The sequence below is a fragment of the Halomonas sp. SL1 genome (assembly GCF_003030865.2).
GTDB lineage: Bacteria > Pseudomonadota > Gammaproteobacteria > Pseudomonadales > Halomonadaceae > Halomonas > Halomonas halophila.
In genome coordinates, this window is sequence record NZ_PYUQ02000018.1 from 37229 (window position 1) to 63829 (window position 26601).

The 26601-nt window shown below is 69.5% G+C and carries 24 protein-coding genes; 8 read left to right on the top strand and 16 right to left on the bottom strand.

Going from position 1 to position 26601, the window contains the following annotated elements; genetic code table 11:
* Nucleotides 1-65: 65 nt before the first annotated feature.
* Complete coding sequence (locus C9J49_RS12225) at nt 66-986, top strand: hydrogen peroxide-inducible genes activator (RefSeq protein ID WP_035594432.1); 921 nt, start codon at nt 66-68, stop codon at nt 984-986.
* Nucleotides 983-3064: an ATP-dependent DNA helicase RecG gene (gene recG / locus C9J49_RS12230; RefSeq protein WP_107181751.1), complete on the top strand. Its 2082-nt coding sequence runs from the start codon at nt 983-985 to the stop codon at nt 3062-3064. The genes C9J49_RS12225 and recG overlap by 4 nt, the downstream gene beginning before the upstream one ends.
* A gap of 170 nt (nt 3065-3234) precedes the next feature.
* Here recG and C9J49_RS12235 read toward each other — a convergent pair whose 3' ends face one another.
* The 3 genes from C9J49_RS12235 to C9J49_RS12245 all read right to left on the bottom strand — a co-directional run bounded on the left by C9J49_RS12235 (nt 3235) and on the right by C9J49_RS12245 (nt 5266).
* The gene (locus C9J49_RS12235) at nt 3235-3591 is read right to left on the bottom strand and encodes a hypothetical protein (RefSeq protein WP_046080328.1); all 357 of its coding nucleotides are present in this window, start codon (nt 3589-3591) and stop codon (nt 3235-3237) included.
* Nucleotides 3592-3663: 72 nt separating this feature from the next.
* Complete coding sequence (locus C9J49_RS12240) at nt 3664-3939, bottom strand: HU family DNA-binding protein (RefSeq protein ID WP_016855929.1); 276 nt, start codon at nt 3937-3939, stop codon at nt 3664-3666.
* A 166-nt stretch (nt 3940-4105) separates the two neighbouring features.
* Complete coding sequence (locus C9J49_RS12245; protein ID WP_107181750.1) at nt 4106-5266, bottom strand: FAD-dependent oxidoreductase; 1161 nt, start codon at nt 5264-5266, stop codon at nt 4106-4108.
* A gap of 137 nt (nt 5267-5403) precedes the next feature.
* Here C9J49_RS12245 and C9J49_RS12250 point away from each other — a divergent pair, with 137 nt between their 5' ends.
* The 4 genes from C9J49_RS12250 (at nt 5404) to phoR (ending at nt 8956) form a co-directional block, all read left to right on the top strand.
* Nucleotides 5404-5880: a chorismate lyase gene (locus C9J49_RS12250; RefSeq protein WP_081945801.1), complete on the top strand. Its 477-nt coding sequence runs from the start codon at nt 5404-5406 to the stop codon at nt 5878-5880.
* Between the two features lie 53 nt (nt 5881-5933).
* Nucleotides 5934-6827 (top strand): 4-hydroxybenzoate octaprenyltransferase, encoded by an 894-nt coding sequence (ubiA, locus tag C9J49_RS12255; RefSeq protein WP_107181749.1) that lies wholly within the window; start codon nt 5934-5936, stop codon nt 6825-6827.
* A 124-nt stretch (nt 6828-6951) separates the two neighbouring features.
* Nucleotides 6952-7641 carry a phosphate regulon transcriptional regulator PhoB gene (gene phoB, locus C9J49_RS12260; RefSeq protein WP_035594446.1) on the top strand — a complete coding sequence of 230 codons (690 nt, stop codon included), beginning with the start codon at nt 6952-6954 and terminating at the stop codon, nt 7639-7641.
* Between the two features lies 1 nt (nt 7642).
* Nucleotides 7643-8956, top strand: coding sequence for a phosphate regulon sensor histidine kinase PhoR (phoR, locus tag C9J49_RS12265; RefSeq protein WP_106488144.1), 1314 nt, complete (start codon nt 7643-7645; stop codon nt 8954-8956).
* Nucleotides 8957-9040: 84 nt separating this feature from the next.
* On the opposite strand, the gene cysZ is transcribed toward phoR, so the two are convergent.
* From cysZ to C9J49_RS12295, 6 genes are all read right to left on the bottom strand, one after another.
* A complete protein-coding gene (gene cysZ, locus C9J49_RS12270; protein WP_107181748.1) occupies nt 9041-9781 on the bottom strand; it encodes a sulfate transporter CysZ in 741 nt (246 codons plus the stop codon).
* An 83-nt stretch (nt 9782-9864) separates the two neighbouring features.
* The gene (gene phoU / locus C9J49_RS12275) at nt 9865-10593 is read right to left on the bottom strand and encodes a phosphate signaling complex protein PhoU (protein WP_035594454.1); all 729 of its coding nucleotides are present in this window, start codon (nt 10591-10593) and stop codon (nt 9865-9867) included.
* 24 nt (nt 10594-10617) lie between these two features.
* Nucleotides 10618-11430: a phosphate ABC transporter ATP-binding protein PstB gene (gene pstB, locus C9J49_RS12280; protein ID WP_107181747.1), complete on the bottom strand. Its 813-nt coding sequence runs from the start codon at nt 11428-11430 to the stop codon at nt 10618-10620.
* A gap of 28 nt (nt 11431-11458) precedes the next feature.
* On the bottom strand, nt 11459-13018 hold the full coding sequence (pstA, locus tag C9J49_RS12285) for a phosphate ABC transporter permease PstA (protein ID WP_107181746.1): 1560 nt from the start codon (nt 13016-13018) through the stop codon (nt 11459-11461).
* Nucleotides 13015-14241, bottom strand: coding sequence for an ABC transporter permease subunit (locus C9J49_RS12290; RefSeq protein WP_046078857.1), 1227 nt, complete (start codon nt 14239-14241; stop codon nt 13015-13017). Before C9J49_RS12290 ends, pstA begins: the two co-directional genes overlap by 4 nt.
* A 65-nt stretch (nt 14242-14306) precedes the next feature.
* Nucleotides 14307-15254, bottom strand: a complete 948-nt coding sequence (locus C9J49_RS12295) for a PstS family phosphate ABC transporter substrate-binding protein (RefSeq protein ID WP_046078858.1) — start codon at nt 15252-15254, stop codon at nt 14307-14309.
* Nucleotides 15255-15421: 167 nt separating this feature from the next.
* Here C9J49_RS12295 and C9J49_RS12300 point away from each other — a divergent pair, with 167 nt between their 5' ends.
* A complete protein-coding gene (locus C9J49_RS12300; RefSeq protein WP_035594462.1) occupies nt 15422-15829 on the top strand; it encodes an acyl-CoA thioesterase in 408 nt (135 codons plus the stop codon).
* 16 nt (nt 15830-15845) lie between these two features.
* On the opposite strand, the gene C9J49_RS12305 is transcribed toward C9J49_RS12300, so the two are convergent.
* The 3 genes from C9J49_RS12305 to hexR all read right to left on the bottom strand — a co-directional run bounded on the left by C9J49_RS12305 (nt 15846) and on the right by hexR (nt 20269).
* A complete protein-coding gene (locus C9J49_RS12305) occupies nt 15846-16946 on the bottom strand; it encodes a TRAP transporter substrate-binding protein (protein ID WP_046078859.1) in 1101 nt (366 codons plus the stop codon).
* A 196-nt stretch (nt 16947-17142) separates the two neighbouring features.
* A complete protein-coding gene (gene uvrD, locus C9J49_RS12310; RefSeq protein WP_107181745.1) occupies nt 17143-19341 on the bottom strand; it encodes a DNA helicase II in 2199 nt (732 codons plus the stop codon).
* Nucleotides 19342-19408: 67 nt separating this feature from the next.
* Nucleotides 19409-20269 (bottom strand): transcriptional regulator HexR, encoded by an 861-nt coding sequence (hexR, locus tag C9J49_RS12315; RefSeq protein ID WP_035594469.1) that lies wholly within the window; start codon nt 20267-20269, stop codon nt 19409-19411.
* 203 nt (nt 20270-20472) lie between these two features.
* On the opposite strand from hexR, the gene C9J49_RS12320 reads away from it, so the two are divergent.
* Entirely contained in the window at nt 20473-20682 is a 210-nt protein-coding gene (locus C9J49_RS12320; protein WP_016854228.1) for a PA3496 family putative envelope integrity protein, read from the top strand.
* 95 nt (nt 20683-20777) lie between these two features.
* Here C9J49_RS12320 and C9J49_RS12325 read toward each other — a convergent pair whose 3' ends face one another.
* The 4 genes from C9J49_RS12325 to glmU form a co-directional block, all read right to left on the bottom strand.
* Nucleotides 20778-22124 carry a sodium-dependent transporter gene (locus C9J49_RS12325; RefSeq protein WP_035594471.1) on the bottom strand — a complete coding sequence of 449 codons (1347 nt, stop codon included), beginning with the start codon at nt 22122-22124 and terminating at the stop codon, nt 20778-20780.
* A gap of 342 nt (nt 22125-22466) precedes the next feature.
* On the bottom strand, nt 22467-23360 hold the full coding sequence (locus tag C9J49_RS12330; RefSeq protein ID WP_107181744.1) for a DUF72 domain-containing protein: 894 nt from the start codon (nt 23358-23360) through the stop codon (nt 22467-22469).
* Nucleotides 23357-25189, bottom strand: a complete 1833-nt coding sequence (gene glmS, locus C9J49_RS12335; RefSeq protein ID WP_046078862.1) for a glutamine--fructose-6-phosphate transaminase (isomerizing) — start codon at nt 25187-25189, stop codon at nt 23357-23359. The genes C9J49_RS12330 and glmS overlap by 4 nt, the downstream gene beginning before the upstream one ends.
* Before the next feature lie 10 nt (nt 25190-25199).
* On the bottom strand, nt 25200-26567 hold the full coding sequence (gene glmU, locus C9J49_RS12340) for a bifunctional UDP-N-acetylglucosamine diphosphorylase/glucosamine-1-phosphate N-acetyltransferase GlmU (RefSeq protein WP_046078863.1): 1368 nt from the start codon (nt 26565-26567) through the stop codon (nt 25200-25202).
* Between the last annotated feature and the right edge of the window lie 34 nt (nt 26568-26601).

The window sequence follows — 26601 nt, forward strand, 5'->3', positions numbered from 1 at the left end:
CCCTTGGGGTGCCCTATGGATGGGGCCCGCGACACACTGACAATCGAGGAAGCCCCGGCACCAAAATGACTCTAACAGAACTCCGTTACATCGTAACCCTGGCCCAGGAACGCCACTTCGGCCGCGCCGCCGAGCACTGCTTCGTGTCCCAGCCGACCCTCTCGGTGGCAGTCAAGAAGCTGGAGGAAGAGCTGGGCGTGGCACTGTTCGAGCGTTCCAAGTCCACCGTACAGGTCACGCCGCTGGGCGAGAAGATCGTCGAGCAGGCCCAGCGCGTGCTGGAACAGAGCAGCGTGATCAAGGAACTGGCCAGCGCCGGGCGCGACCAGCTGGCCAGTCCGCTGCGCATCGGTGCCATCTATACCGTCGGCCCCTACCTGTTCCCGCACCTGATTCCGGAGCTCACCCGCCGCGCGCCGCAGATGCCGCTCTACATCGAGGAAGGCTTCACCGGCGAGCTGCGGCGCAAGCTGCGCAGCGGCGAGCTGGACGCCATCATCGTCGCGCTGCCGTTCACCGAGACCGACGTGGTGACCAAGCCGCTCTACGAGGAAGCCTTCGACGTGCTGCTGCCGGCCGACCACGCCTGGGCCGAGCGCGAGAGCATCGACAAGGAGGATCTGCTCCAGGAGCGCCTGCTGCTGCTCGGCGAGGGCCATTGCTTCCGCGACCAGATCCTCGAGGCCTGCCCGGCGATCAGCCACAAGCTCAACAGCCCCAACAACACCCTGACCGCCGAGGGCGGCTCGCTGGAGACGATCCGGCACATGGTCGCCTCGCGGCTCGGCATCACCGTGCTGCCGCGCTCGGCGATCGGCACCGGCCACTACGAGAGCGGCCTGCTCACCAGCCGCCCCTTCACGGCCCCCGGCCCGGGCCGCACCGTGGCCATCGCCTGGCGGGCCAGCTTCCCGCGGCCCCAGGCCATCGACGCGGTCACCGAGGCCATCGCCCACTGCCGCGCGGCCACGAACGAGCCGGCATGAGCGGCCTCGACGCCCCCGTCACGGACCTCAAGGGCGTCGGCGAGGCGCTGGCCCAGAAGCTGGGCCGCCTGCGCATCGATGCCGTCGCCGACCTGCTGTTCCACCTGCCGCTGCGCTACCAGGATCGCACCCGCATCACCCCCGTCGCCGGCCTCCGCTCCGGCGACGAGGCCGTGGTCGAGGGCGAGGTGATGGCCGCCGACGTGGTGCGCGGCCGGCGCCGCAGCCTGCTGGTGCGGCTCAGGGACGGCTCCGGCATACTCAGCCTGCGCTTCTTCCACTTCTCGCCGGCCCAGCAGCAGCAGTTCTGCCCCGGCGCCCGGGTGCGCGCCTTCGGCGAGGCCCGGGCCGGTGCCACCGGGCTCGAGATCTACCACCCGGAATATCGCCTGATCGGCGAGGGCGCACCGGCGGTGGAGGATCACCTCACGCCTCTCTACCCGACCACCGAGGGGCTGCACCAGACGCGCCTGCGGGCGCTGATCGACCAGGCCCTGGCACGCCTCGACGCCACGCCCGAGGCGCTGCCGGAATGGCTGCCCGAGGCGCTGCGCCACCAGTACGCCCTGCCGGAGCTGCACGACAGCCTGCGCGAGCTGCACCATCCGCCGCCGGATGCCGACCCGGACGCGCTGGCCGAGGGCCGCCACCCGGCCGCGCGCCGGCTGGCCCTGGAGGAACTGCTGGCCCACCGGCTGAGCCTGCGCGAGGTACGCCTGCGCATCCAGGAGGACGGCGCGCCGGCGCTGTCCGACGGCCGTGGCCTGCAGGCCCGCTTCCTGACCCAGCTGCCCTTCTCGCTGACCGGCGCCCAGCGCCGGGTACTCGACGAGATCCGCGCCGACCTGGCCGAGGAGCGGCCCATGCTGCGCCTGGTGCAGGGCGACGTGGGCTCGGGCAAGACCGTGGTCGCCGCCATGGCGGCGCTGTCCGCCATCGCCGGCGGCTGCCAGGCGGCCATGATGGCGCCCACCGAGATCCTCGCCGAGCAGCACTACCGGGCCTTCAAGGCCTGGTTCGAGCCGCTCGGCATCGAGGTGGCCTGGCTGGCGGGCAAGCTCAAGGGCAAGGCCCGGCTCGACGCCAAGGCGGCGATCCTCGACGGCCGGGCGCAGATGGTGGTCGGCACCCACGCGCTGTTCCAGGGCGACGTTCACTTCCATCGCCTGGGCCTGGCGATCATCGACGAGCAGCACCGCTTCGGCGTCCACCAGCGCTTGGCGCTGCGCGAGAAGGGCGAGGCCGGTGGGCTGACGCCCCACCAGCTGGTGATGACCGCCACGCCGATCCCGCGCACCCTGGCGATGAGCGCCTACGCCGACCTGGACGTCTCGGTGATCGACGAGCTGCCCCCCGGCCGCACGCCGGTCAAGACCGTGGTGGTGCCCGACGAGCGCCGCCCCGAGGTGGTCGAGCGCATCCGCCACGCCTGCGCCGAGGGCCGCCAGGCCTACTGGGTCTGCACCCTGATCGAGGAGTCCGAGGCGCTGCAGTGCCAGGCCGCCGAGGCCAGCCGCGACGAGCTGGTGGCGGCGCTGCCTGAGCTCTCGATCGGCCTGGTCCACGGCCGCATGAAGGCCGCCGAGAAGGCCGAGGTGATGGCGGCCTTCAAGGCCGGCGAGCTGGACCTGCTGGTGGCCACCACGGTGATCGAGGTCGGCGTCGACGTGCCCAACGCCAGCCTGATGATCATCGAGAACCCGGAGCGACTGGGCCTCTCCCAGCTGCACCAGCTGCGCGGCCGGGTCGGCCGCGGCGCCACCGCGAGCTTCTGCGTGCTGCTCTATCATCCGCCGCTGTCGGACCACTCGCGCAAGCGACTGACGGTGATGCGCGAGACCACCGACGGCTTCCGCATCGCCGAGCAGGACCTGGAGATCCGCGGCCCCGGCGAGGTGCTGGGCACTCGCCAGACCGGCCTGGCGCAGATGAAGATCGCCGATCTGGAGCGCGACGCCGACCTGCTGCCGCGCATCTCGCCGCTGGCCGAGGCGCTGCTGGCCGAGCACCCCGAGGCCAGCCGGCCGCTGATCCGCCGCTGGCTGGGCGAGGAAGCCGGCCGCTACGGGCAGGTCTGACAGCTGCAAGCCAGCAGCGTGAAATCGTTCGCCGCAAAAGAAAACCCCGAAGGTGGAAGCCTTCGGGGTTTTCTTGTAGCTCGGCGCTTGTAGCTCGGCGCTTGTAGCTCGGCGCTTGTAGCTCGGCGCTTGTAGCTCGGCGCTTGTAGCTCGGCGCTTGTAGCTCGGCGCTACAGGTGCTTCAGCAGTCCCTGCAGGCGGTCGAGGTCCCTGGCATCGCCGACCAGCCGCACGCGGCCGGCCATCATGCCGTCGAGGAAGGCCTTCTGGGTGGGCTTGCGGAGCACCCGGATCGCGCTGTCCGCGTCCTCGAAACGCAGCTCCAGGTCGAGATCCACCGGCAGGCCGTTCCCGGTCTCGATGCCGCGAGGCGACATCCGATAGTGGCGGGCGATGGCGAGATCCTCGGTGCCGATGCCCCAGTCGAGGCGTTTCAGTTCACCCAGGCGCTCGCGGAAGGCGGGCTTGCGACGCAGCGCACGCTTGAGCAGCACGCCGAGCACCCACAGCATCAGGCGGAGCTTCATCGGGATACCGTTGGTCGGAAAGCGAAATGAGGAAGGATCGCGCGGCCCGAGCATCGGGCCGCGCCTCGCGCCTTACTTGGCGACGGCGTCCTTGAGGCCCTTGCCCGGCTTGAAGGCCACGGTCTTGCTGGCCGGAATGGTCAGGGACTCGCCGGTCTGGGGGTTCTTGCCGGTGCGGGCGGCACGCTCGCGCACGGTGAAGGTGCCGAAACCGATCAGCGACACGTCCTTGCCGTCGGACACGCTGCCGGTGATCTCGTCGAGAATGACGTTCAGCACCTGGCTGGCCTTGTCCTTGGAAAGATCGGCACGTTCGGCGATCGCCGCGGCGAGTTCGGGTTTGCGCATACAGCCCTCCTGGTTTGACATCCTGCCGATGATCCCATCGGCCGCATTGTTGTTCGCGGTGATTCATGCACCACTCGCATGCCGCCGACGGGGCGGCATGCGGATGACGCCGTGTGGCAACGCCGCTGCCAGACCCGGAATCCCGGGGGCGCCGTCGTTGACGTCACTAGCCTAGCAACGGCGGCGCAGCGCGCGCCAGTTCGACTTTCCGACGCACGCGGGCGCCTGTCAACGCAAATCCGATCAAACGTCCGTCTTCATCCTCGGCCAGGGCGCTCAGATCATGCCCCTCGCCCTCGATGCGCCAGCGGGCGGGAGAGACGGCGGGAGGAAGCGCCACCACCGGCAGCAGCGGCGTCTTCACCAGCACCGGCCAGGGCCCGTAGCGCACCTCGGTGGGCGTGCCGGAAAGCGTCGCCGCCAGCGCCTTGGCGCCGGCCTGCAGCGGCTGGACGTACATGGCATTGACGCCGTCGACGCAGGCCACGTCGCCCAGCGCATGGATGCCGGGCGTCGAGGTCGCCAGATGGCGGTCGACGAGAATCCCGGCCGGCCCCACGGCAAGCCCGGCCGCCTCGGCCAGCGCGGTGCGGGGCCGCAGGCCGGTGGCCACCAGCACCAGGTCGGCCTCGAGGGCGGTGCCGTCGTCCAGGCCCAGCGCCACCCGCTCGCCCTCGGGCGAAAGCAGGTCGACCATGCGCCCGGTGTGCAGGGCGATGCCGGCCTCGACGAAGGCCTCGCCCAGCGCCCGCCCCAGCGGCTCGGGCAGCAGCCGCGGCAGCGGCGCCGACTCCGGGGCGATCAGCTCGACCGCATGACCGCCGGCGGCCAGGTCGTTGGCGAACTCGCAGCCCACCAGGCCGATGCCGACCACGGCGACCCGCGCCGGGCGATCGAGCGCCGCCAGGGCGGCGTGGAAGGCACGGTAGTCGTCGAGATCGTTGACGGTATGGACCCGGCCGGCCAGCGCCTCGGGGATGGCGAAGGGCGGCGCCGGGGCCGCGCCGGTGGCCAGCACCAGCTCGCCCCAGGGCAGCCGCTCGGCGCCGAGGGTCAGGGTGCGCGCGGCCGGGTCGATGGCCTCGACCCGGGTGTGCGTGCGCATCGTCACACCGAGCTGGTCGGCCGCCTCCAGGGCGCTGCGCGAGGCCAGGCGATCCGGCGGCAGGCGCTTGGCGAAGCCGGTGGAGAGCAGCGGCTTGGAGTAGTCCTCGCCGCCGTCGGCGGTGATCAGGGTGATGGGGCGCTCGGACTGCCGGGTCCGGACCTGGCGCGCCAGGCCCAGCCCGGCCATGCCGGAGCCGATGATGGTCAGGGGTGCGCTCATGGGGCTCCTCGCTGCAGGGGCGCGACGGCCCGACATGGTACACTAGCCGCCCTTTGCATTGGACGCGGAGTAGCGCAGTGAATCACGGTCCGGCCCTCGCTCCCCGATGGCGCCCCCTGGCGGCGGCCCGCCCCGCCATGAGCCCGGCCTGGTGGCGTTGGGTCGCCTCACGGGACTCGCTGACCCGTCGGCTGATCGAGGCCGGCGCGCCGCGCCGCTTCCGGGTCAGGCTGCTCGACCAGCGCCTGGGCCGGCCGCGGCGCGACGAGGCCCTGGCACTGGGCATGGCGCCGGGCCGCCTGGCCTGGCGGCGCGAGGTCGCGCTGTGCCTCGACGACCGGCCCTGGGTGATGGCGCGCTCGGTGGCCCCGCTTCACGGCCTCCGTGGCCAGCGGCTGGCGGGCCTCGGCGAGCGCTCGCTGGGTCACTGGCTGTTCCGCCAGCCCGGCCTCGAGCGCGGCCCCATCGAGGTCAGCGCCGACCCGGCCCCCTTCCACGACGCTCCCGGCCCCTGGGGCCGACGCTCGGTGCTGCGCCACGGCCGCTTCGCGGTGCTGGTCCAGGAGTTCTTCCTCGACGACATGGCGGATGACCTGGCCCTGCCGGCGCGATAGGCTCCCAGGCATCGCCCGAAACCCGTGTCGTCCGATTCAACCGAGAGACCCACATGGAACGTTCCCTGATGCGCCCCAAGGGGCTGGACCGGCTGCCCGACTTCCTGCAACTGACCCGCCTCGACCGCCCCATCGGCACCTGGCTGCTGATGTGGCCGACGCTGTGGGCGCTGTGGACGGCGGCCGAGGGCGTTCCCGAGCGCCGGCTGCTGCTGATCTTCGTCGCCGGGGTCTACCTGATGCGGGCCGCGGGCTGCGTGGTCAACGACTACGCCGACCGCCACTTCGACGGCCACGTGAAGCGGACGAAGTCGCGTCCGCTGGCCACCGGACGCATCGGCGAAGGCGAGGCCAAGGCGCTGTTCGCCGGCCTGGTGCTGGCGGCCTTCGTGCTGGTGTGTTTCACCAACGCCTTCACCGTGATGCTGTCGGTGGGCGGCGTGATCCTGGCCTTCGTCTACCCCTTCATGAAGCGCTACACCCACCTGCCCCAGGTGGTGCTGGGGGCGGCCTTCTCGTGGGCCATTCCCATGGCCTTCGGCGCGGTGCTCGGCCAGGTGCCGCTGGAGGCCTGGCTGCTGTTCGCCGCCAACGTGCTGTGGACCGTGGCCTACGACACCGAGTACGCCATGGTCGACCGCGACGACGACCTGCGCATCGGCATCAAGTCCACCGCGGTGCTGTTCGGCCGTGCCGACCGGCTGATCATCGGCCTTTTGCAGCTGGCCACGCTGGCCCTGCTGGCCTGGGCCGGCGAACGCCTCGGCCTGGGCGGCTTCTTCTGGGTCGGCCTGGCCGCGATGGCCGCCACCTTCGTCCACCAGCAGCGGCTGATCCGCCATCGCGATCGCGATCTCTGCTTCCAGGCCTTCCTCAACAACCATTGGTCGGGGCTGCTGGCGTTCGCCGGCATCGCGCTGTCGCTGTGGCCGGCCGCCGGCGGGTGATGCCGGACGGGGTCGAACGACGGGGCTAAGCGGGGGCGACAGGCGGTGACTGTCACGGTATTGTCACAAGGACATGCTGTCATCGTCACCAATATGTCACTGATCTCGACCATGAGGCCCCGGGATGACCGCCAAGACCGTACTGATCGTCGATGATGAAGCGCCCATCCGCGAGATGATCGCCGTGGCGCTGGAGATGGCCGACTATCGCGTCCTCGAGGCGGACAATGCCCAGAGCGCCCACGCCATGGTCGTCGATCACCAGCCCGACCTGGTGCTGCTGGACTGGATGATGCCCGGCACCAGCGGCGTCGAGCTCGCCCGCCGCCTGAAGCGCGAGGAAGGCACCTCGGAACTGCCGATCATCATGCTCACCGCCAAGGGCGAAGAGGACAACAAGATCCAGGGCCTCGAATCCGGGGCCGACGACTACATCACCAAGCCCTTCTCGCCCCGCGAGCTGGTGGCGCGCCTCAAGGCGGTGCTGCGCCGCGCCACGCCGCGCGGCGTCGAGGAGCCGGTGCAGGTCGAGGGCCTGATGCTCGACCCGGTCAGCCACCGGGTCAGCATCGACGGCCAGTCGCTGGAGATCGGCCCCACCGAGTACCGCCTGCTGCAGTTCTTCATGACCCACCAGGAGCGCGCCTATACCCGCGGCCAGCTGCTGGATCAGGTCTGGGGCGGCAACGTCTACGTCGAGGAGCGCACCGTGGACGTGCACATCCGCCGCCTGCGCAAGGCGCTGGGCGAGCCGCACCAGCAGCTGATCCAGACCGTGCGCGGGACCGGCTACCGCTTCTCCGCCAAGGGCTGACGTGGGCCGGCTGTGGCGACGCGAATGGTGGCGGCTGGGTGCCCTGGTGGGCGCCGGCGCCCTGGTCGGCTGGCCCTTCGGCTTCAGCGGCACCGGCATCGCCGTGGGGCTCGCCCTCTATCTCTTCTACCAGCTGCGCCAGCTGCACGCCCTGCAGGAATGGCTGACCCATCATCCCCATGACGAGCCGCCCTCGGCCTCCGGCCTGTGGGGCGAGCTGTTCGATCGCCTCTACCGCTACCAGAAGGGCCAGCGCCTCACCCAGCGCCGGCTGCGCGACACCCTGAGCCGTATCCAGGAGTCCTCGGAGGCGATGCGCGACAGCGTGGTGATGCTCGACCGCCACGGCGACATGGAGTGGTGGAACAGCGCCGCCGAACGCATGCTGGGCCTCAAGCCGGCCCTGGACCGCGGCCAGCACATCACCAACCTGATGCGCGACCCAAGCTTCGTCGACTACTTCCACGCCCGGGACTATCGCGAGCCGCTGACGCTGTGCTCGCCGATCGACGAGAACCTCATCCTGCAGTTCCAGATCACCCTCTACGGCGACGACGAGCGCCTGGTGATGGCCCGCGACATCACCCGCCTGCACCGCCTGGAGCAGATGCGCCGCGACTTCGTGGCCAACGTGTCCCACGAGCTGCGCACCCCGCTCACCGTGCTGGCGGGCTACCTCGAGACCTACGGCGACATGGCCGAGATGCTGCCCGAGCGCCTGGGCCGAGGCATCGGCCAGATGCAGAGCCAGACCAAGCGCATGCAGAACCTGGTCAACGACCTGCTGCTGCTGTCGCGGCTGGAGAACGACCAGGGCGGCCACGACGACATCCGCATCGACCCCACCAGCCTGCTCGAGGCCGTGCGGCGCGACGCCGAGGCGCTGTCCGAGGGCCACCACCAGCTGGAGGTGGCGGTCGAGGAGCCCCGCGGCCTGCTCGGCTCGGAGAAGGAGCTGCACAGCACCGTTTCCAACCTGGCCTTCAATGCCGTGCGCTATGCCGGCGAGGGCAGCCGCATCGTGCTGCGCTGGCGCCCCTGGGGCGACGGCGCCTGCCTGGAGGTGGAGGACGACGGCGAGGGCATCGATCCGCTGCACATCCCGCGCCTGACCGAGCGCTTCTACCGGGTCGACAAGGGCCGCAGCACCGCCACCGGCGGCACCGGCCTGGGGCTGGCCATCGTCAAGCACGTGCTGCTGCGCCACGACGCCCAGCTGGAGATCGACTCCCGGCTCGGCGAGGGCGCCACCTTCCGCTGCATCTTCCCCGCCGCCCGCCTCACCGACGCCGCGCCGGCTTCGCGGCGCGCTTGATCCCGTACCCGGACGCCACTCCGCCCGACGCAGGCCGGGCGGAGGGATGTCACGTGATCACGACGCCTGCCCGGGGCGCGGGCATCAGCGCCTCGCCGGGGCAGCATCGGGCGTCAGCGCCCGGTAGTGGTCTTCCCACATCAGCACCGCGCCGGCCACGGCACCGGGCAGCAGGAACAGGTTGGCCAGCGGCAGCCAGGTGATCAGCATCACCCAGCCGCCGTAGGTGAACGTCGGCCAGCGGCGCGCGGCCAGCCGGCGGCGCATGTCGGCGAAGGTCACCTTGTTGTTGTCCATGGGATAGTCGAGGTAGGTGACCGCCATCATCCAGGCCGAGAACAGCAGCCACAGCAGCGGGGCGACCAGGTTGATCACCGGGATCCAGCCGATCACGAACAGCAGCGCCATGCGCGGCAGGATGTAGCCTAGCTTGACCAGTTCACGGCCCAGGGCATCGATGGCGGTGCGTGCCAGGCCACGGTCGTCCAACGGCGGCCGGCCGGTCACCTCGCGCTCGACCTTCTCGGCCAGCAGGCCGTAGAAGGGCGCGGCGATCAGCTGGGTCACCAGGGTGAAGCTGAAGAACACGATCAGCCCCAGGCTGAGCACGAACAGCGGCCAGATCAGCCACGACAGCCAGTCGAGCCAGCCCGGCACCATGGCCATCCAGCCGTCGAGCCAGCCGCCGAAGTGGGTCAGCACGTAGCTCAGCATGGCAGCGTAGACCACCAGGTTGGCCAGTATCGGCAGGAACACGTAGCGGCGCAGGCCGGGGGTGTAGACCAGGCGGGTTCCCCGGGACAGCGCCGAGAAGGCATCCAGCATCGGTATCGTTTCCTCCATCACGACGACGGCGGCCGTCGCCAGGGGCGACGGCCGCTTCTTTGACGGTAGCGGTCGAGCGGGGTTCAGCCCTCGTCGCCGCGCACCTCGTCGTCGAGATCATCCGGGGCCGTGTGGCGGATGTCGAGCCCCTTGACCAGATAGACCACGTATTCGGCCAGGTTGTTGGAGTGATCGCCGATCCGCTCCAGGGCACGCAGGATCCACATGATGCCGAGTACCGGGGATATCGCCCGGGCGTCTTCCATCATGAAGGTCATCAGCGAGCGCATGGCGCTCTTGTACTCGTTGTCGACCTGCTCGTCCTCCTGGACCACCTTGAGCGCCATCTCGGTGTCGAAGCGGGCAAAGGCGGTCAGGGCGTCGCGCATCATCTTGCGCACGTGCTCGCTGATCACGCGTACCTCGACGAAGCCGCGGCTGCCGTTCTGGCTCTCGACCAGCTCCAGGGCGTTGCGGGCGATCTTGCTGGCCTCGTCGCCGATGCGCTCCAGGTCGGAGGCGGCGCGGATCACCGCCAGCACCAGGCGCAGGTCGGAGGCCGCCGGCTGACGGCGGGCCAGGATCTGGGTGCACTCGTCGTCGATCTTGATCTGCATGTCGTTGACGGCGCGATCGTTGTCGACCACTCGCTCGGCCAGGGCGGAATCGCTGTCGAGCAGGGCACGGACGGCGTCCTGTACCTGCTTCTCGACCAGACCGCCCATGGCCATCAGGTGGGTCTTGAGCTCCTCGAGCTCATGATTGAACTGCCGCGAGATGTGCTGGCTGTGGATATCGCTGGTGATGTCCATGAGACTCTCCTGAGGGCGCTGGCGTCAGGCCATGCGTCCGGTAATGTAGTTCTCGGTGCGCGCGAGGCGCGGATTGGTGAACAGGGTATCGGTGGGGGCGTACTCCACCAGTTCGCCGCCCTGCAGGAAGGCGGTGAAATCCGAGACCCGTGCCGCCTGCTGCATGTTGTGGGTGACCAGCACCAGGGTCAGGCTCGACTTCAGGTTGCGGATCAGCTCCTCGACCTTGAGCGTCGAGATCGGGTCCAGGGCCGAGGCCGGCTCGTCGAGCAGCAGCACCTCGGGCTCCACCGCCAGGGTCCGGGCGATCACCAGGCGCTGCTGCTGGCCGCCGGACAGCGCCCAGGCCGAGGCCTGGAGGCGATCCTTGACCTCTTCCCACAGCGCCGCCGAGCGCAGTGACCACTCGACGATGTCGTCGATACGCCGCTTGCGCAGCCCGCCCTGCAGCCGCAGCCCGAACGCCACGTTGTCGTAGATCGACATCGGGAAGGGGTTCGGCGCCTGGAACACCATGCCGACCCGCCGGCGCAGCTCGGCCACCGCCACCTCGGGGGCATGGATCTCCTGGCCCTCGAGCCGAATCTCGCCCTCCCGCCGCACGTCCTCGTTGAGGTCGTGCAGGCGGTTGAGGGCGCGCAGCAGGGTCGACTTGCCGCAGCCCGAGGGCCCGATGAAGGCGGTGACCCGATGACGCGGCACCCGCAGGCTGAGGTCGCGCAGCGCCGGCTTGTCGCCGTAGCGCAGCCCGAAGCCCGAGATCTCCAGGCAGGAGGCCTCGGGCGCGAAATCGATGAAGGCTCCGTGCCGCGGAGCCGGGTCCTGCTTGACCGGCATTACATACCCCTTGGCACCACGGCCGGCCTCAGAGACGCGAGAGGCTACCGTGGCGTGATCTCAGATGATGGCGCAGAAATATTGCAGTCAGGTTAAGCACCAGGATCACCAGTACCAGCAGCAGCGCCGTGGCATAGACCAGCGGCATTGCCGCCTGGACATCGTTGCTGTGGAAGGCGGTATCGAAGATGTGATAGCCCAGATGCATGAACTTCCTTTCAAGGTGAAGGAAGGGGAAGTCGCCGTCCAGCGGCACCTGGGGCGCGAGCTTGGCCACGCCGACCAGCATCAAGGGGGCCACCTCGCCGGCCGCCCGGGCCACCGCCAGGATCATCCCGGTGAGCATCGCCGGGGTGGCCATCGGCAGCACCACCCGGCTGAGCATCTCCAGGCGGGTGGCGCCCAGCGCCAGGGCGCCTTCGCGCTGGCGGTCGGGGATCCGCGCCAGCCCCTCCTCGGTGGCCACGATCACCACCGGCAGGGTCAGCAGCGCCAGGGTCAGCGAGGCCCACAGCAGGCCCCCGGTACCGAAGGTCGGCGATGGCAGCGATTCCTCGAAGAACCATTGATCGAGGCGGCCCCCGAGGCCGTAGACGAACACCCCGAGGCCGAACACGCCGTAGACGATGGAGGGGACGCCGGCCAGGTTGCGCACGCCGATGCGCACCAGCCGGGTCAGGCGCCCCTGGTGGGCCACCTCGTTGAGATAGACCGCCGCCAGCACACCGAAAGGCGTGACCAGCAGCGACATCAGCATCACCATCAGGATGGTGCCGAAGATCGCCGGCCAGACCCCGCCCTCGACGTTGCCCGCCCGCGGTCCCTCGGAGAGGAAGCGCCACAGGCCCTTGCCCCAGTCGGCGAACTTGGCCACGGGGCTCATGGCGTTGGGCCATCGAGCACGCAGGATCTCCTCGACGGGCAGGCGAATGCGACGACCGTCGGCGCTCTCCATCACCACCAGATCGCCCACCATGCGATCGCGCAGGACACGGATCCGTGCCTCGACGTCGCCCAGCACGCGGTTTGTCTCCGGCGTCTCGTCCCACTCGGCCCGGGCCGCCAGCGGCAGCAGGGCCCGGTCGCGCAGCCGGGCGATCTCCTCACGCCATCGCACCTGCTCCGCCAGCCGAGCGCGCAATGCCTCCCACGCCGCCTCGCCCTGCAGGCGCTCGCCCTCGTCGGGCATCCAGGCCACCAGGCGACCGATGAAATCCCCCCAACGACGGCGTTCCAGCACCATCAGCTCGCGGGGATAGGTCTCGGTCTCGATATCGGCCACCGGGACCCAGGTCCAGATATCGCCGTTCAGGTCGCGGTTGCCGGTGCGGTAGAGGCGCTCCTCGCCCTCGGCGTCGGGCAGCGGCGTCTGCCTCACCTCACGGCCGGCCAGGACCCGGCCGTCGGCCAGGGTCAGCTGGGCCACGTCGCTGGGCCAGAAATGCCCCAGCCCCCGCGAGGCCAGCAGCACCAGCAGCAGGGCCAGGAGCAGCAGCGACAGCGAGATGCTGCCGGCGGCCAGCCAGGCCCAGGGACCTTCGCCCCGGGGCAGGCGGGCTCGTCTCGGGCGTCGCCAGGCACGGATCATGGCGTGCCCCCCAGCCGGCGGTAGCGACGACGCAGGCGGGTGCGAACCACCTCGGCCAGGGTATTGACCAGGAAGGTGAAGACGAACAGCAGCAGCGCGGCCAGCAGCAGCAGGCGATAGTGGGTTCCGCCGGGCGCCGCCTCGGGCAGTTCGGTGGCGATGCTGGCAGCCATGGAGCGCAGGCCGTCCAGCGGGCTGGCGGTCATCAGCGGCGTGTTGCCGCTGGCGATCAGCACGATCATGGTCTCGCCCACGGCACGCCCGGCGCCGATCATCACCGCCGAGAACACGCCCGGCCCGGCCGCCGGCAGCACCACGCGCCACAGGGTCTGCCAGCGCGTCGCGCCCAACGCCTGGGCGCCCTCGGCCAGGCTCTTCGGCACCCCGGAGAGGGCATCCTCGGCCAGGGCGTAGACGGTCGGCATCACCGCGAAGCCCATGGCCATGCCGACGATGATGGCGTTGCGGCTGGCGTAGTCGAGCCCCAGGTGGGCGGCGAGCCAGGTGCGCAGGTCGCCGCCGAACCACCAGCCCTCCAGCCAGGGCGCCAGCCCGTTCGCCAGGCCCCACAGCAGCAGCAGCCAGGGCAGCAGCCACAGCGCCGACCAGCCCAGCGGCAGGCGCTGGCGTACCCGGCCGGGCAGCCGGCTCCACAGGGCACCGCCCAGCACCAGGCCCGGCGGCAGCAGCAACAGCAGGGTCAGTCCCAGCCCCAGGTGGCGTTCCAGCCAGGGGGCCAGCACCAGGCCGGCGAGGAAGCCGATCACCACGCCGGGCAGGGCCTCGAGCAGCTCCAGGGTGGGCTTGATATGAGCGCGCAGCCGCCGCGACATGAACAGCGCCGAGTGCGCGGCCGCGCCCAGCGCCAGCGGTACGGCGATCACCAGCGACCAGGCCGCGGCCTCCAGGGTGCCCCAGGCCAGCGGCGCCAGGCTGAAGCGCGGCCCCGGCTCCCCCTCAGGCAGCGCCGGCTGCCAGCGATAGACGGGCTCGTCCAGGCCGGGATAGGGCTGGGGCAGCCACAGCGACGCGAGGCTCACCTCGGGCTCGCCCGGCGACGACGACCAGAACAGCGGCAGGACCTCGACCGCCAGGAACACGCCGATGGCCATCACGGCGGCGATCACGCCGATGCCGCCGGCGGTGATCAAGGCCGTGGCCAGGCGGTCGCGGCCCTGGCGCAGGCGGCGTCGCAGCAGCGGTGAAGAGGAAGAGTCGTGCATGAAGGCCGGCGAGTCGGTGGGTTAGCGCAAGGTTACGACATTGTCATGACAGTCGGGTGACACTGTCACGTCTCGTCGCGCGTGGGCTGCAGGATGCGTCGCTGGCGGGCCAGGCTCGCGGCCGGCAGCGACACGAAGCCCATCTCCTCGACGATGGCCTGGCCCTCGACCGAGAGCACCAGTTCGAGGAAGGTCCGCTCGGCGACGGGCAGCACCTCGCCCGGCGGCTGATTGACGTAGATCCTCAGGTCCCGGGCCAGCGGATAGTCGTCGCGACGCACCGCCAGAGGCGTGGGCTCGTGCAGGCGCCCCTCGGGGTCCCGCAGGGCCAGCGCGCGCACGCCGGGCGTGAGGTGATTGAGGCCGGCGTAGCCGATGGCCAGGGGGTCGTCGGCCACCGCCTCGACCACCGCGGCCGACCCTGGATGTTCGTTGACCTCGGGGCGGAAGCTGCCGTCGCACAGGCCCTCGCGGCGGAACAGTCCGTGGGTGCCGGATACCGCATTGCGACCGTGCAGCACGATGGGCCCCGCCGGGAAATCGAGCCCCAGCGCCTGCCACTGGTGGATGCCTCGCTCGGCCCCACAGTAGTGAGTCTCGGAGAAGATGGCGTCGAACTCGCGGCGCGCCAGGCTCGACAGCGGGTTATGGCGATTCACCACGACCACCAGCGCATCCCGCGCCACCACGATCTCCCGCGGTGGATAGCCATGACGATCGACGAAGGCCTGGCGCTCTTCCTCGCTCATCGGCCGCGACATGGGCCCCAGCAGGGTGGTACCGGCGGTCAGCGCCGGCGGGGCGCTGGCCGAGCCGGCCACCTGGAGCTGAACGCGCAGCCCCGGGTAGTGCTCGCTGAGCAGTTCGCCCCAGCGCAGGATCAGCCCCGCCATGGTGTCGGAGCCGACGGTATCGAGGGTGCCGACATGGTGTTCGGCCGAGGCCGGCGCGCTCCAGAGCCCGACGAGGACCAGCAGCCAGGCCGGCAGGCAGCGACGAAGGACCGCTATCATGAAGTTTCTCCCGCTCATACGGATCGGGCGCGACCCTCGTCCCCACAGGGTAGAGTGGCCACGCCCTCGACGTTTATCATGTTTCGCTGATCCCTAGCCGGTGACGATCGCTCCGTCGATCCCCCACCATGACGCCCACACAACAACAAGCCAGGCGAACCGATGCCATGAGCGAACTCGACGACATTCCGGCCCCCCGTGGCCATCTGACTCTCAAGCTGGTCGCCCGCCGCCAGGACACCAACTTCCATGGCGACATCGCCGCCGGCTGGCTGGTCGGCCATATGGAGCAGGCCGCCGAAATCGCCGCCGGCCGCGAAGCCGGAGGGCGCACCGCCACCGTGGCCATCGAGGCCATGGATTTCCTGTGCCCGGTGCGAGTCGGCTCGATGGTCAACATTTTCACCGATGTGCGCGAGATCGGCCACAGCTCGATCAAGATCGATGTCGAGGTCTGGAGCCGCTCGCCCCACGAGCGCGACCCCGACGAGCTGCACAAGGTCACCGAGGCGCGCTTCGTGACCGTGGCGCTGGACGACAACGGCCGCATCCGCGCGGTGCGTCAGGGCGGCTGAGCCGCCCCGAGTCGCCTCAACCGACCAGCGCCTCCCGCGACTTCAGGTAGTCGAACTCGCCGATGCCGGTGAAGGCGCTGACCCGCTGCTGGAAGTCGCGATAGGCCTCGAAGATCCGCTTCGAGGCCTCGTCGTTCTCGACCTGCCGCTGGATGACCTGCCCGGACGACTCGTGCAGCGCCGCCATGACGTCGTCGGGGAAGCGGCGCAGCTTGACGCCGTGATCGTCGACCAGGGTCCGCAGCGCCTCGGCATTGCGGAAGGCGAACTCGCTGAGCATCGCCAGATTGGAGGCCCGGCAGGCCTCGGTGACCACCGCCTTGAGATCGTCCGGCAGGGCGTTCCAGGCCTCCAGGTTGACCGTGCCCTCGAGGATCGCGCTGGGCTCGTTCCAGGCCGAGGTATAGTAGTAGTCGGCCACCTGATGCAGGCCGAAGGCCAGGTCGTTGTAGGGGCCGACCCAGTCCGCGGCGTCGAGCACCCCGGTCTCCATGGAGGTGAAGATCTCGCTGCCCGGAATCGTCAGGGTGGTCACCCCGATGCCGTTCATGGCCTCGCCGGCAAGCCCCGGCAGGCGCAGCTTGAGCCCCTGCATGTCGTCCAGCGAGTGGATCTCCTTCTTGAACCAGCCGGCCATCTGGGTACCGGTGTTGCCCACCGCGAAGGGCTTGAGGTTGTGCTCGGCATAGAGCTCGTCCCACAGCGCCTGCCCGCCGCCGTAGTAGAGCCAGGCGTTGGTCTCGGTGGCGGTCATGCCGAAGGGCACGGCGGTGAAGAACTGCGCCGCGGCGACCTTGCCACGCCAGTAGTAGGAGGCGGAGTGGCCCATCTCGGCGGTGCCGGCCGAGACCGCGTCGAAGACCTCCAGCGCCGGGACCAGCTCACCGGCACCGTGGACCTTCACCCGCATGCGTCCACCGGACATGCGCTCGATGCGCTCGGCGAGGTCGTTGGCGCCGGTGCCCAGGGCCGGGAAGTTCTTGGGCCAGGAGGTCACCATGTTCCAGGTGATGGTCTCCTGGGCGCTGGCGGTGCTGACGAAGGGGGCGGCGACGGCACCGGCGGTGCCGGCCCCCAGGGTCTTGAGGCTGGTCTTGAGAAAGTTGCGACGCTCCATGGAGAGGGCGGCTCCTTGTCCTTGCTGTTCTTTTCGTATCGCATGCCGAAGCATGTCAGTGTCCGCCGGGCAGTATCGCGAAAGCGGCATTTATCAGCAAGCGAACGACCGCCGTGCCATGAACAGGATGGTTCGGGGCTGATCCGTCGGCGGCCGCGAGCCATGGCACGCCGACGTGGAGGACGCGCTGACAGATTCAAAGCGGCGTCAGTTTCGCGAACCCCAGCACCAGCCACTTGTCGCCCTCGCCCTCGAAGCTGACCTGCACCCGGGCGCGCTCGCCCTCGCCCTCGGCGTTGAGGATCACGCCCTCGCCGAAGATCGGGTGGCTGACCCGCTGGCCCAGCGCCAGCGAGGGCAAGTCGGCGCCGCCGTCGACGCTCTCCTGGCGCGGGCCGGGGCGCGAGGCGGTGACCGGCCGCGAGACCTGGCCCCGCAGCCGCACCTCCTCGAGGCAGTCCTCGGGCAACTCGCGCAGGAAGCGCGACGGCCGCTGGAAGGTCTCCTTGCCGTGCAGGCGGCGCAGCTCGGCGTGGGTCAGGTAGAGCTTCTGCATCGCCCGGGTCAGGCCCACGTAGCACAGCCGGCGCTCCTCCTCGAGGCGACCGGGTTCCTCCATCGACATCTTGTGCGGGAACAGGCCCTCCTCGACGCCGGCCACGAACACCACCGGGAACTCCAGGCCCTTGGCCGAGTGCAGGGTCATCAGCTGCACGCAGTCCTCGAACTCGTCGGCCTCGTGCTCGCCGGCGTTGAGCGCGGCCTCGGCGAGGAACGCCTCCAGCGCGGCCATGCCCTCGCCGGCCTCCACGGTGTCCAGGGTCTCGCCCTGGCTGAAGGCCTTGGCGGCGGTGACCAGCTCCTCGAGGTTCTCGACCCGGGCCTGGCCCTTCTCGCCCTTCTCGTTGCGGTGGTGCTCGACCAGCCCGGTGCGCTCGTTGACGTGATCGATGATCTCGTGGAGCGCCATGCCGGAGGTCTCGTCGTCGAGCCGCTCGATCAGGTCGGCGAAGGCCTTCACCGAGGACACCGCGCGGCCCTTGAGCGAGCCATCGAGCTGGGCGTCGTGCAGCGCCTGCCACAGCGAGATGCCGACATGGCGGGCGCGCTCGCGCAGCACCTCGACGGTGCGGGTGCCGATGCCGCGTGCCGGCACGTTGATCACCCGCTCCAGCGAGGCATCGTCGTCGCGGTTGAGCAGCAGCCGCAGGTAGGCCAGGGCGTTCTTGATCTCCAGGCGCTCGTAGAAGCGCTGGCCGCCGTAGATGCGATAGGGCACGCCCTGGCGGATCAGCGTCTCCTCGATCACCCGCGACTGGGCGTTGGAGCGGTAGAGGATGGCGATCTCGCGGCGCGTCATGCCCTCCTCGACCTTCTCGCGGATGGTGTCGACGATGAAGCGCGCCTCGTCCAGGTCGTTGAAGCCGCCGTACAGCGAGATCGGCTCGCCGCGGTCGCCGGCGGTCCACAGCTCCTTGCCCATGCGCTCCGAGTTGTGGCGAATCAGGGCGTTGGCGGCGTCGAGGATGGCGCTGGTCGAGCGGTAGTTCTGCTCCAGGCGCACCGTCTTGGTGGCGGGGAACTCGTCCTCGAAGCGGCGGATGTTCTCGATCCGCGCGCCGCGCCAGCCGTAGATCGACTGGTCGTCGTCGCCGACCACGGTCATCGGCGTGGTCATGCCGGTGAGCAGCTTCAGCCAGGCGTACTGCAGGGTGTTGGTGTCCTGGAACTCGTCGACCAGCACGTGGGCGAAGCGCTCCTGGTAGTGGGCCAGCAGGGCGGGATTGTCGCGCAGGAGCTCGAGGCTTCGCAGCAGCAGCTCGCCGAAGTCGACCAGGCCGCCGCGCTCGCAGGTCAGCTGGTAGCGCTCGTAGAGCTCGACCATCTGGGTCATGTAGGCGTCGCCGTGGGCGTCCACCTGATGAGGGCGCAGCCCCTCCTCCTTGCAGCCGGAGATGAACGACTGCACCTGGCGCGGCGGGAAGCGCTCGTCGTCGACGTTATGGTCCTTGAGCAGCCGCTTGATCAGGCGCAGCTGGTCGTCGCCGTCGATGATCTGGAAGTGCTGGGGCAGCCGCGCGTCCTGCCAATGGGTGCGCAGCAGGCGATGGGCGATGGAGTGGAAGGTGCCGACCCAGACGTGGCGCAGCGAGATGCCCAGCAGCGCCTCCAGGCGGGTACGCATCTCGCGGGCCGCCTTGTTGGTGAAGGTCACCGCCAGCACGGCGTAGGGCGAGAGCCCCTCGGCCTGCATCAGCCAGGCGATGCGATGTACCAGCACCCGGGTCTTGCCGGAGCCGGCGCCGGCCAATACCAGCATGTTGCCCTGGGGCGCGCTGACGGCCTCACGCTGGGCCGGGTTCATGTGGTCGAGAATCGCCGTGACGTCGTCCATAGCGGGAAGGCATCGCTGCTCGGAAAATGGCCCGACAGCTTACCATATCGCGCCGGTCACGGCCGGTTCAGGACTCGTCGGGCTCCGGATAGCGCAGCGAGTTGAGGCTCTTCTTCACCGACTTGAGCTGCTCGGCGAGCCTGGGGCCGCGGGACTTGGCCACGCCGACCGCCAGCACGTCGATCATCACCAGGTGGGCGATCCGCGAGCTCATCGGGGTATAGATCTCGGTGTCCTCGTGAACGTCGATGTACAGCGGCAGGGTCACCTCCTCCGCCAGCGGCGAGCCGCTGGGGCACAGTCCGATCACCGTGGCGCCGGCCTCGCGGGCCAGGCGCACGCTGGCCACCAGGGCCCGGGTGCGCCCGGTCTGGGAGATCGCCACCACCACGTCGCCCTCCTTGAGCGTCACCGCCGACATGTTCTGCATGTGCGGGTCGGTGTAGGCGGCGGTGGAGATCTGCAGGCGGAAGAACTTGTGCTGGGCGTCGAAGGCCACCGCGCCGGAGGCGCCGAAGCCGTAGAACTCGACCCGGTTGGCCATGCCCAGGGCATTGATCGCCTGGCTCAGCGAATCGTTGTCCAGGCGGTCGCGCACCGAGAGCAGGGTGCCCACCGTGGAGTCGAAGATGCTCTGGGAGAATTCCGCCACCGAGTCGCTGTCGTTCATCGAGAACTGGGCGAACTGGCTGCCGGTGGCCAGCATCTGGGCCAGCTTGAGCTTGAAGTCCTGGAAGCCGTTGCAGCCCAGGGCGCGACAGAAGCGCACCACCGTCGGCTCGCTGACCTTGGCCTCGGTGGCCAGGTCGACGATGCGCATATGGATCACTTCATCGGGATTGCGCAGCACGAACCTCGCCACCTTCTGCTCGGAGCGGCGGAAGTGCGTCATGCGGCGTCTCATTTCATCGAACAGGCCAAGGCTCACGCGGCACTCCTGGATCGGCGGATTCGAGGGGGAATGCCCACAGTATGCCCCAACCGACGCCCCCATGGGCAGCAAGGCGCCGAAAGGATCGTTGACACTCCTATCTTCATCATTCTGTCAAGAGGCGTATAGTAAGAATTGCAGTGTCGCGCAGCGTCCCTGATTCGATGCCGGCACCCTCACTGCAGACAGGAGAGTCGATCATGCGTAATGTCGAACGGTTATCCTCCGTCAAGAGCGAACTCCTCGACATCTTCATGAGCATGGAAGTCGTCGAGCACGAAGAACGCTCCCGTACCGCCGCCCAGCGCAACCTGCGCGCCCGCCGCGGCATCGAGCTCCACGAGGAGTTCAAGCGTCTCAGCCAGGACATTGCCGACCTGCCCGAGGACGACGCCGACGAGATGCACTGATCCGGACTCCCGCGACCGCAGGCACCCAACGCAAAGAGCCCCGCACGGGGCGGGGCTCTCGGGCGCAGGAGACATCTCCCGACATCGCCGTGCCATCAGAGGCTGGTGAAGAACACCACGGCCACGCCGATCGGCGCGATGAAACGGGTGATCAGGCTCCACAGGCTGAAGTCGTAGACGTCCATGCCCAGCTCGCGGCGCACGCTTTCCTTGTCGAGGCACCAGGCGGTGAAGACGATGGCGCCCAGGCCGGTGAGCGGCAGCATGAACTTGCTGGTCACCTTGTCCAGCAGGTCGAAGACGTTCAGGCCGAACAGCACCGGGTCGCTCCACAGGTTGAACGACAGCAGCGCGGCGATGCCCAGCGCCCAGGCCGCCACGCCGGCCACCAGGGCGGAGCCCACGCGCGGCAGCGGGGTGCGCTCCTCGACGAACTCCACCACCGGCTCGAGCAGCGAGATGGCCGAGGTCAGGGCGGCAAAGGTCAGCAGCAGGAAGAACAGCAGGCCGACCACGATGCCACCGCCCATCTGGCCGAACGCCAGCGGCAGGGTGACGAAGATCAGCCCCGGGCCGGAAGCCACATCGAGGTCGTTGGCGAACACCAGCGGGAAGATCGCCAGGCCGGCGCCCAGCGCGATCACGGTATCCATGATCACCACGGTACGCGCGGTCTTGAGCAGGTTGACCTCTTCGCCCAGGTAGGAGCCGTAGGCCATCATGATGCCCATGCCCAGCGATAGGGTGAAGAAGGCATGGCCCAGGGCCGCCAGCACGGTCTCGCCGGACAACTTGCTCCAGTCCGGGTTGAACAGGTAGGCGAGCGCCTCGCCGAAGTGGCCGGTGGTCATGCCGTAGCCGACCAGTACCACCATCAGCACGCCCAGCGCCGGCATCAGGATGCGCGCGGCGCTCTCGATGCCCTGGGTGACGCCGCGGGCCACGATGCCGATGACCAGCAGCATGAATACCGAATGGCCGGCCAGCAGCAGCCCCGGGCTGCCCAGCATGTCATTGAACAGTTCGCCGATGCCGTCGGCGCCCTGACCGCTGAAGGCACCGGTGACGGAGTTCAGGGTGTAGTACAGCGACCAGCCGCCGATCACGCTGTAGAAGGACAGGATCAGGAAGGCACCGAGGATGCCGCTGATACCGACCACCATCCAGGCCCGTGTGCGGCCGGAGGCCTTGGCCAGGTCGGCCATGGCATTGGCGGGATTGTTCTGACCGCGGCGGCCGATCATCCACTCGGTGACCAGGATCGGCAGGCCGATCAGCGCGATGCACAGCAGGTAGACCAGCACGAAGGCCGCGCCACCGCTCTCGCCCACCATGTAGGGGAACTTCCAGATATTGCCCAGACCGACCGCCGAGCCGGTGGCGGCGAGGATGAAGCCCAGCCGGGACGACCAGTGCGCGTGTTGCTGTTGCTTGAGGGACATAATTCACCTTGAAGGGTCGTGTCGCCATCGATCGATCGGATGCGATGACGTTCTGATTGTTGTCGCCACGTCCACGCCGTGCCGGATCTCGGTTCGGCGCATTCAAGGGCATAACGCATGCCAAGCAGGATCACTACCAGGGCTGCGTTTCCACCGGGGATGGAAGGTGGAAACCGCAAGGAAACACCGCGACACCCCACAGGGGTTAGGCGTGAGGGTCGGCGATATTCGATGGCAAGTGACGAGCGAGTCGTAACATATCCGATCGTCTGCCCGGAGGCCACCCATGGCGGCAAAACCACGCAGCGCGCGGCCTGTCGTTCGGAACGTGGCGCTGGTGGCTCAGAACAGCGTGGCCTGACGCTCGCCGGGGAAGTCGCCCAGCGGCGGCAGTTCGGCCCGCGCCGCCACCGAGGCATAGAGCCGGCGCGCCAGCTGAGGCGCGCGGCGATTGTCGGCGGTATGCACAAACAGGAAAGGGGTTTTCCCCTGTTTTATCCACAACGAAAGACGTTCGATCCAGGGCGCGAAATAGTCGATATTGATCGCTTCGTCAACATGGCCAATGAAGCGCACCACGGGCGCCTCCCCTGTGGAAATCACATGTAGCGGGCGCTTCGGCTTCTCGTGCTGGGCCTGCTGCATGCCCGGGTGATGACCGGCGGCGGTGGAGAACAGCGGCCGCACGTCGAGCATCACGCGGTTGGCGCCGTGACTTATCAACAACCTGTTGAGCGCCGCCTCGGCCGTCCCCTTGTGGAAAAACTCACGGTGGCGCACCTCGACCGCACAGGGCAGCCCGCTCGGCCAGCGTTCCAGCAGCGCCTCGAGACGCGGCAGCTCCTCGGCGCCGAAGTCTCGCGGCAGCTGAACCATCATCGGCCCCAGGCGATCGTGCAGCGGTGCGAGGGCCGCGAGGAAGTCGTCGAAGCCCGCCTCGACGTCGACCAGACGCCGCTCGTGGGTCAGCGACTGCGGGAGCTTGAAGCAGAAGCGGAAGCCGGGCGGCGCCTGGCGCGCCCAGGACGCCACCGTCTCGCCGCGGGGCGCGCCGCTGTAGAAGGTGGTGTTGCCCTCCACCGCCGAGAACACCCGGGCATAGTCGGCCAGCAGGTCGTCATTCCCGCCGTGGGGCGGGTAGAGGCCGCCACGCCAGTCCGGGTTGGCCCACATCGGCAGGCCGAGATGCAGACGCGGCGGCTCACCGGCGGCCGGAGAGGCAGCCCCGTTCCTCATTCCACGGTGACGGACTTGGCCAGGTTGCGCGGCTGATCGACGTCGGTGCCCTTGAGCACGGCGACGTGATAGGAAAGCAGCTGCAGCGGCACGGTGTAGAGGATCGGCGCCAGGGCTTCCTCCACATGGGGCAGGCGCAGCACCCGAATGCCTTCGCCGTCCTCCAGCGCCACGCCCTCGTCGGCGAACACGAACAGCTCGCCGCCCCGAGCCCGCACCTCCTGGAGGTTGGACTTGAGCTTGTCGAGCAGGGCGTCGTTGGGCGCCACCGCGATCACCGGCATCTCGGCGTCGACCAGCGCCAGCGGCCCGTGCTTGAGCTCGCCGGCGGGATAGGCCTCGGCGTGGATGTAGGAGATCTCCTTGAGCTTCAGCGCGCCCTCCAGCGCCACCGGGAACTCGGGTCCACGGCCCAGGAACAGGGCATGATGCTTCTCGGCGAAGGCCGCGGACAGCGCCTCGACCGCCGGATCCAGCGCCAGCACTTCACCGACCTGGGCCGGTAGATGGCGCAACGCCTCGACCAGTGACGCCTGCTCGTCGGCGTCCTGGCCGCGGACGCGGCCCAGCGCCAGGGTCAGCAGCATCAGCGCGGTGAGCTGGGTGGTGAAGGCCTTGGTCGAGGCCACGCCGATCTCGGGGCCGGCCTGGGTCATCAGCGTCAGGTCCGACTCGCGCACCAGCGAGCTGCCCGGCACGTTGCAGATCGCCAGGCTGCCCAGGTAGCCGAGCTGCTTGGCGAAGCGCAGCGCGGCCAGGGTATCGGCGGTCTCGCCGGACTGGGACAGCGTCACGAACAGCGTGCCCTCGGGCACCACCACCCGGCGATAGCGGAACTCCGAGGCCACCTCGACCTGCACCGGTACGCCGGCATAGCGCTCCAGCCAGTAGCGCGCCACCATGCCGGCGTGATAGCTGGTGCCGCAGGCCACCAGGTGAATCTGGCGCACCCGACCGAACAGCGCCTCGGCCTCGGGGCCGAAGCTCTCCACCAGCACGCTGCGATCGCCGAGCCGGCCCTCCAGGGCCGCGGCGATCACAGCCGGCTGCTCGTGGATCTCCTTGAGCATGAAGTGGCGATAGCCGCCCTTGCTGGCCGCGCCGTCGCCGTGCTCGAAGGTCTGCACCGGACGCTCCACCGCGGCACCGCCGGCGTCGAAGACCTCGATCCTGCCGCCGTCGGAGAGGCGCACCACGTCGCCCTCCTCCAGGTAGATGAAGCGGTCGGTGACCTGCAGCAGCGCCAGCGGGTCGGAGGCCAGGAAGGCCTCCTCGATGCCGACGCCGACCACCAGCGGGCTGCCCTGGCGGGCACCGATCACCACGCCGGGTTCGTCGGCGTGCACCACGCCCAGCGCATAGGCGCCGTCGAGCCGGGCCAGCACGCGCTGCACGGCGCCGAGCAGGTCACCCTGCTCGGCCTCGCGGGCGATCAGGTGGGCCATGGCCTCGGTATCGGTCTCGGAGGAAAAGGCATAGCCCTCGCCCTCGAGCTCGGCCTTCAGCGCCTCGTGGTTCTCGATGATGCCGTTATGCACCAGCGCCACGCGCTCGCCCGACTGATGGGGGTGGGCGTTCGCCTCGCTGGGCTTGCCGTGGGTAGCCCAGCGGGTGTGCGCGATGCCGCTGTGGCCGGCCAGGGGCGCGGCGGCGAGCGTCTCCTCCAGAGCCGCCACCTTGCCCAGGGCGCGGCGACGATCGAGCCGGCCATCCCCGGCCTGCACGGCCATGCCCGCGGAATCGTAGCCGCGATACTCGAGTCGCTTGAGCCCTTCCAGCAGGATGCCCTGCACGTTGCGCTGGGCGACGGCGCCGACGATGCCACACATGGTTCGCTCCTTAGAGGTCGTCTTTCTTGACCGGCCGCTGCCAGTCTTCCTTGCTGATCAGGCGTCCGCGGCTCACCGCCAGGCTGTCGTCCGCCACGTCGCGGCTCAGGGTCGAGCCGGCGCCCACGGTGGCGCCACGGCCGACGCGCATCGGCGCCACCAGGGCGGTGTTGGAGCCGATGAAGGCCCCGTCGTCGATCTCGGTACGGTGCTTGTTGGCGCCGTCGTAGTTGCAGGTGATGGTGCCCGCGCCGACGTTGACGTCGCGCCCCAGCCGGGCGTCGCCCACATAGCTCAGGTGATTGATCTTGCTGCCTTCGCCCACCTCGGCGTTCTTGGTCTCGACGAAGTTGCCGACCTTGGCGCCCACCGCCAGGCGCGAGCCGGGACGCAGCCGGGCGAAGGGCCCGATGCGGTTGTGACCGGCCACCACGGCGCCCTCGAGCACGCTGTGGGCTTCGATCTCGCTCTCGGCCCCCACGTGGCTGTCGCGGATCACGCAGTAGGGACCGATGCGCACGCCCTCGCCCAGCTCGACATCGCCCTCGAACACGCAGCCCACGTCGATCTCGACATCGTGACCGCAGGTCAGGGTGCCGCGCACGTCGAGGCGCGCGGGATCGGCCAGGGCCACGCCGGCGGTCATCAGCGACTCGGCGATGTCGCGCTGGTGGGCGCGCTCGAGCTGAGCCATCTGCAGACGGTTGTTGACGCCCTCGACCTCCAGCGCCCGGGCCGGCTGGGCGGTGGCGATCTTCACGCCCTCGGCGGCGGCCATGGCGATGACGTCGGTCAGATAGTATTCGCTCTGGGCGTTGTCGGCGGACAGCTGCGGCAGCCAGCGGCGCAGCTGGGCGGCGGTCATGGCCATGATACCGGTGTTGCACTCGCGCACCGTGCGCTCGGCCTCAGAGGCATCCTTGTGCTCGACGATGGCCACCGCCTCGCCGGCCTCGTCGCGCAGGATGCGACCGTAGCCGGTGGGATCGTCGAGGGTCACGGTGAGCAGGCCCATGTGCTGCTCGTCGACCCGCGCCAGCAGGTCGCGCAGGGTCTCGCGGCGAGTCAGCGGCACGTCGCCATAGAGCACCAGCACCTTGCCGTCACCGAGGTGATCGAGCGTTTGGGCCACGGCGTGGCCGGTGCCCTTCTGCTCGGTCTGACGGGCAAAGCGCACCGGGCAGTCGGACAGCGCCTCGCGTACGCGGTCGGCGCCATGGCCCACCACCACGTGGGTGCGATCGGCCTCGAGGCCGGCGGCGGTGTCGATCACATGACGCACCAGGGGGCGGCCGGCCAGGCGATGCAGCACCTTGGGCAGGGTCGAACGCATCCGGGTACCCTGCCCGGCCGCCAGTATCACCACGTCGAGGCTCATCGGGACTCCTTGTCGATCAATCGTTGAATCGGGC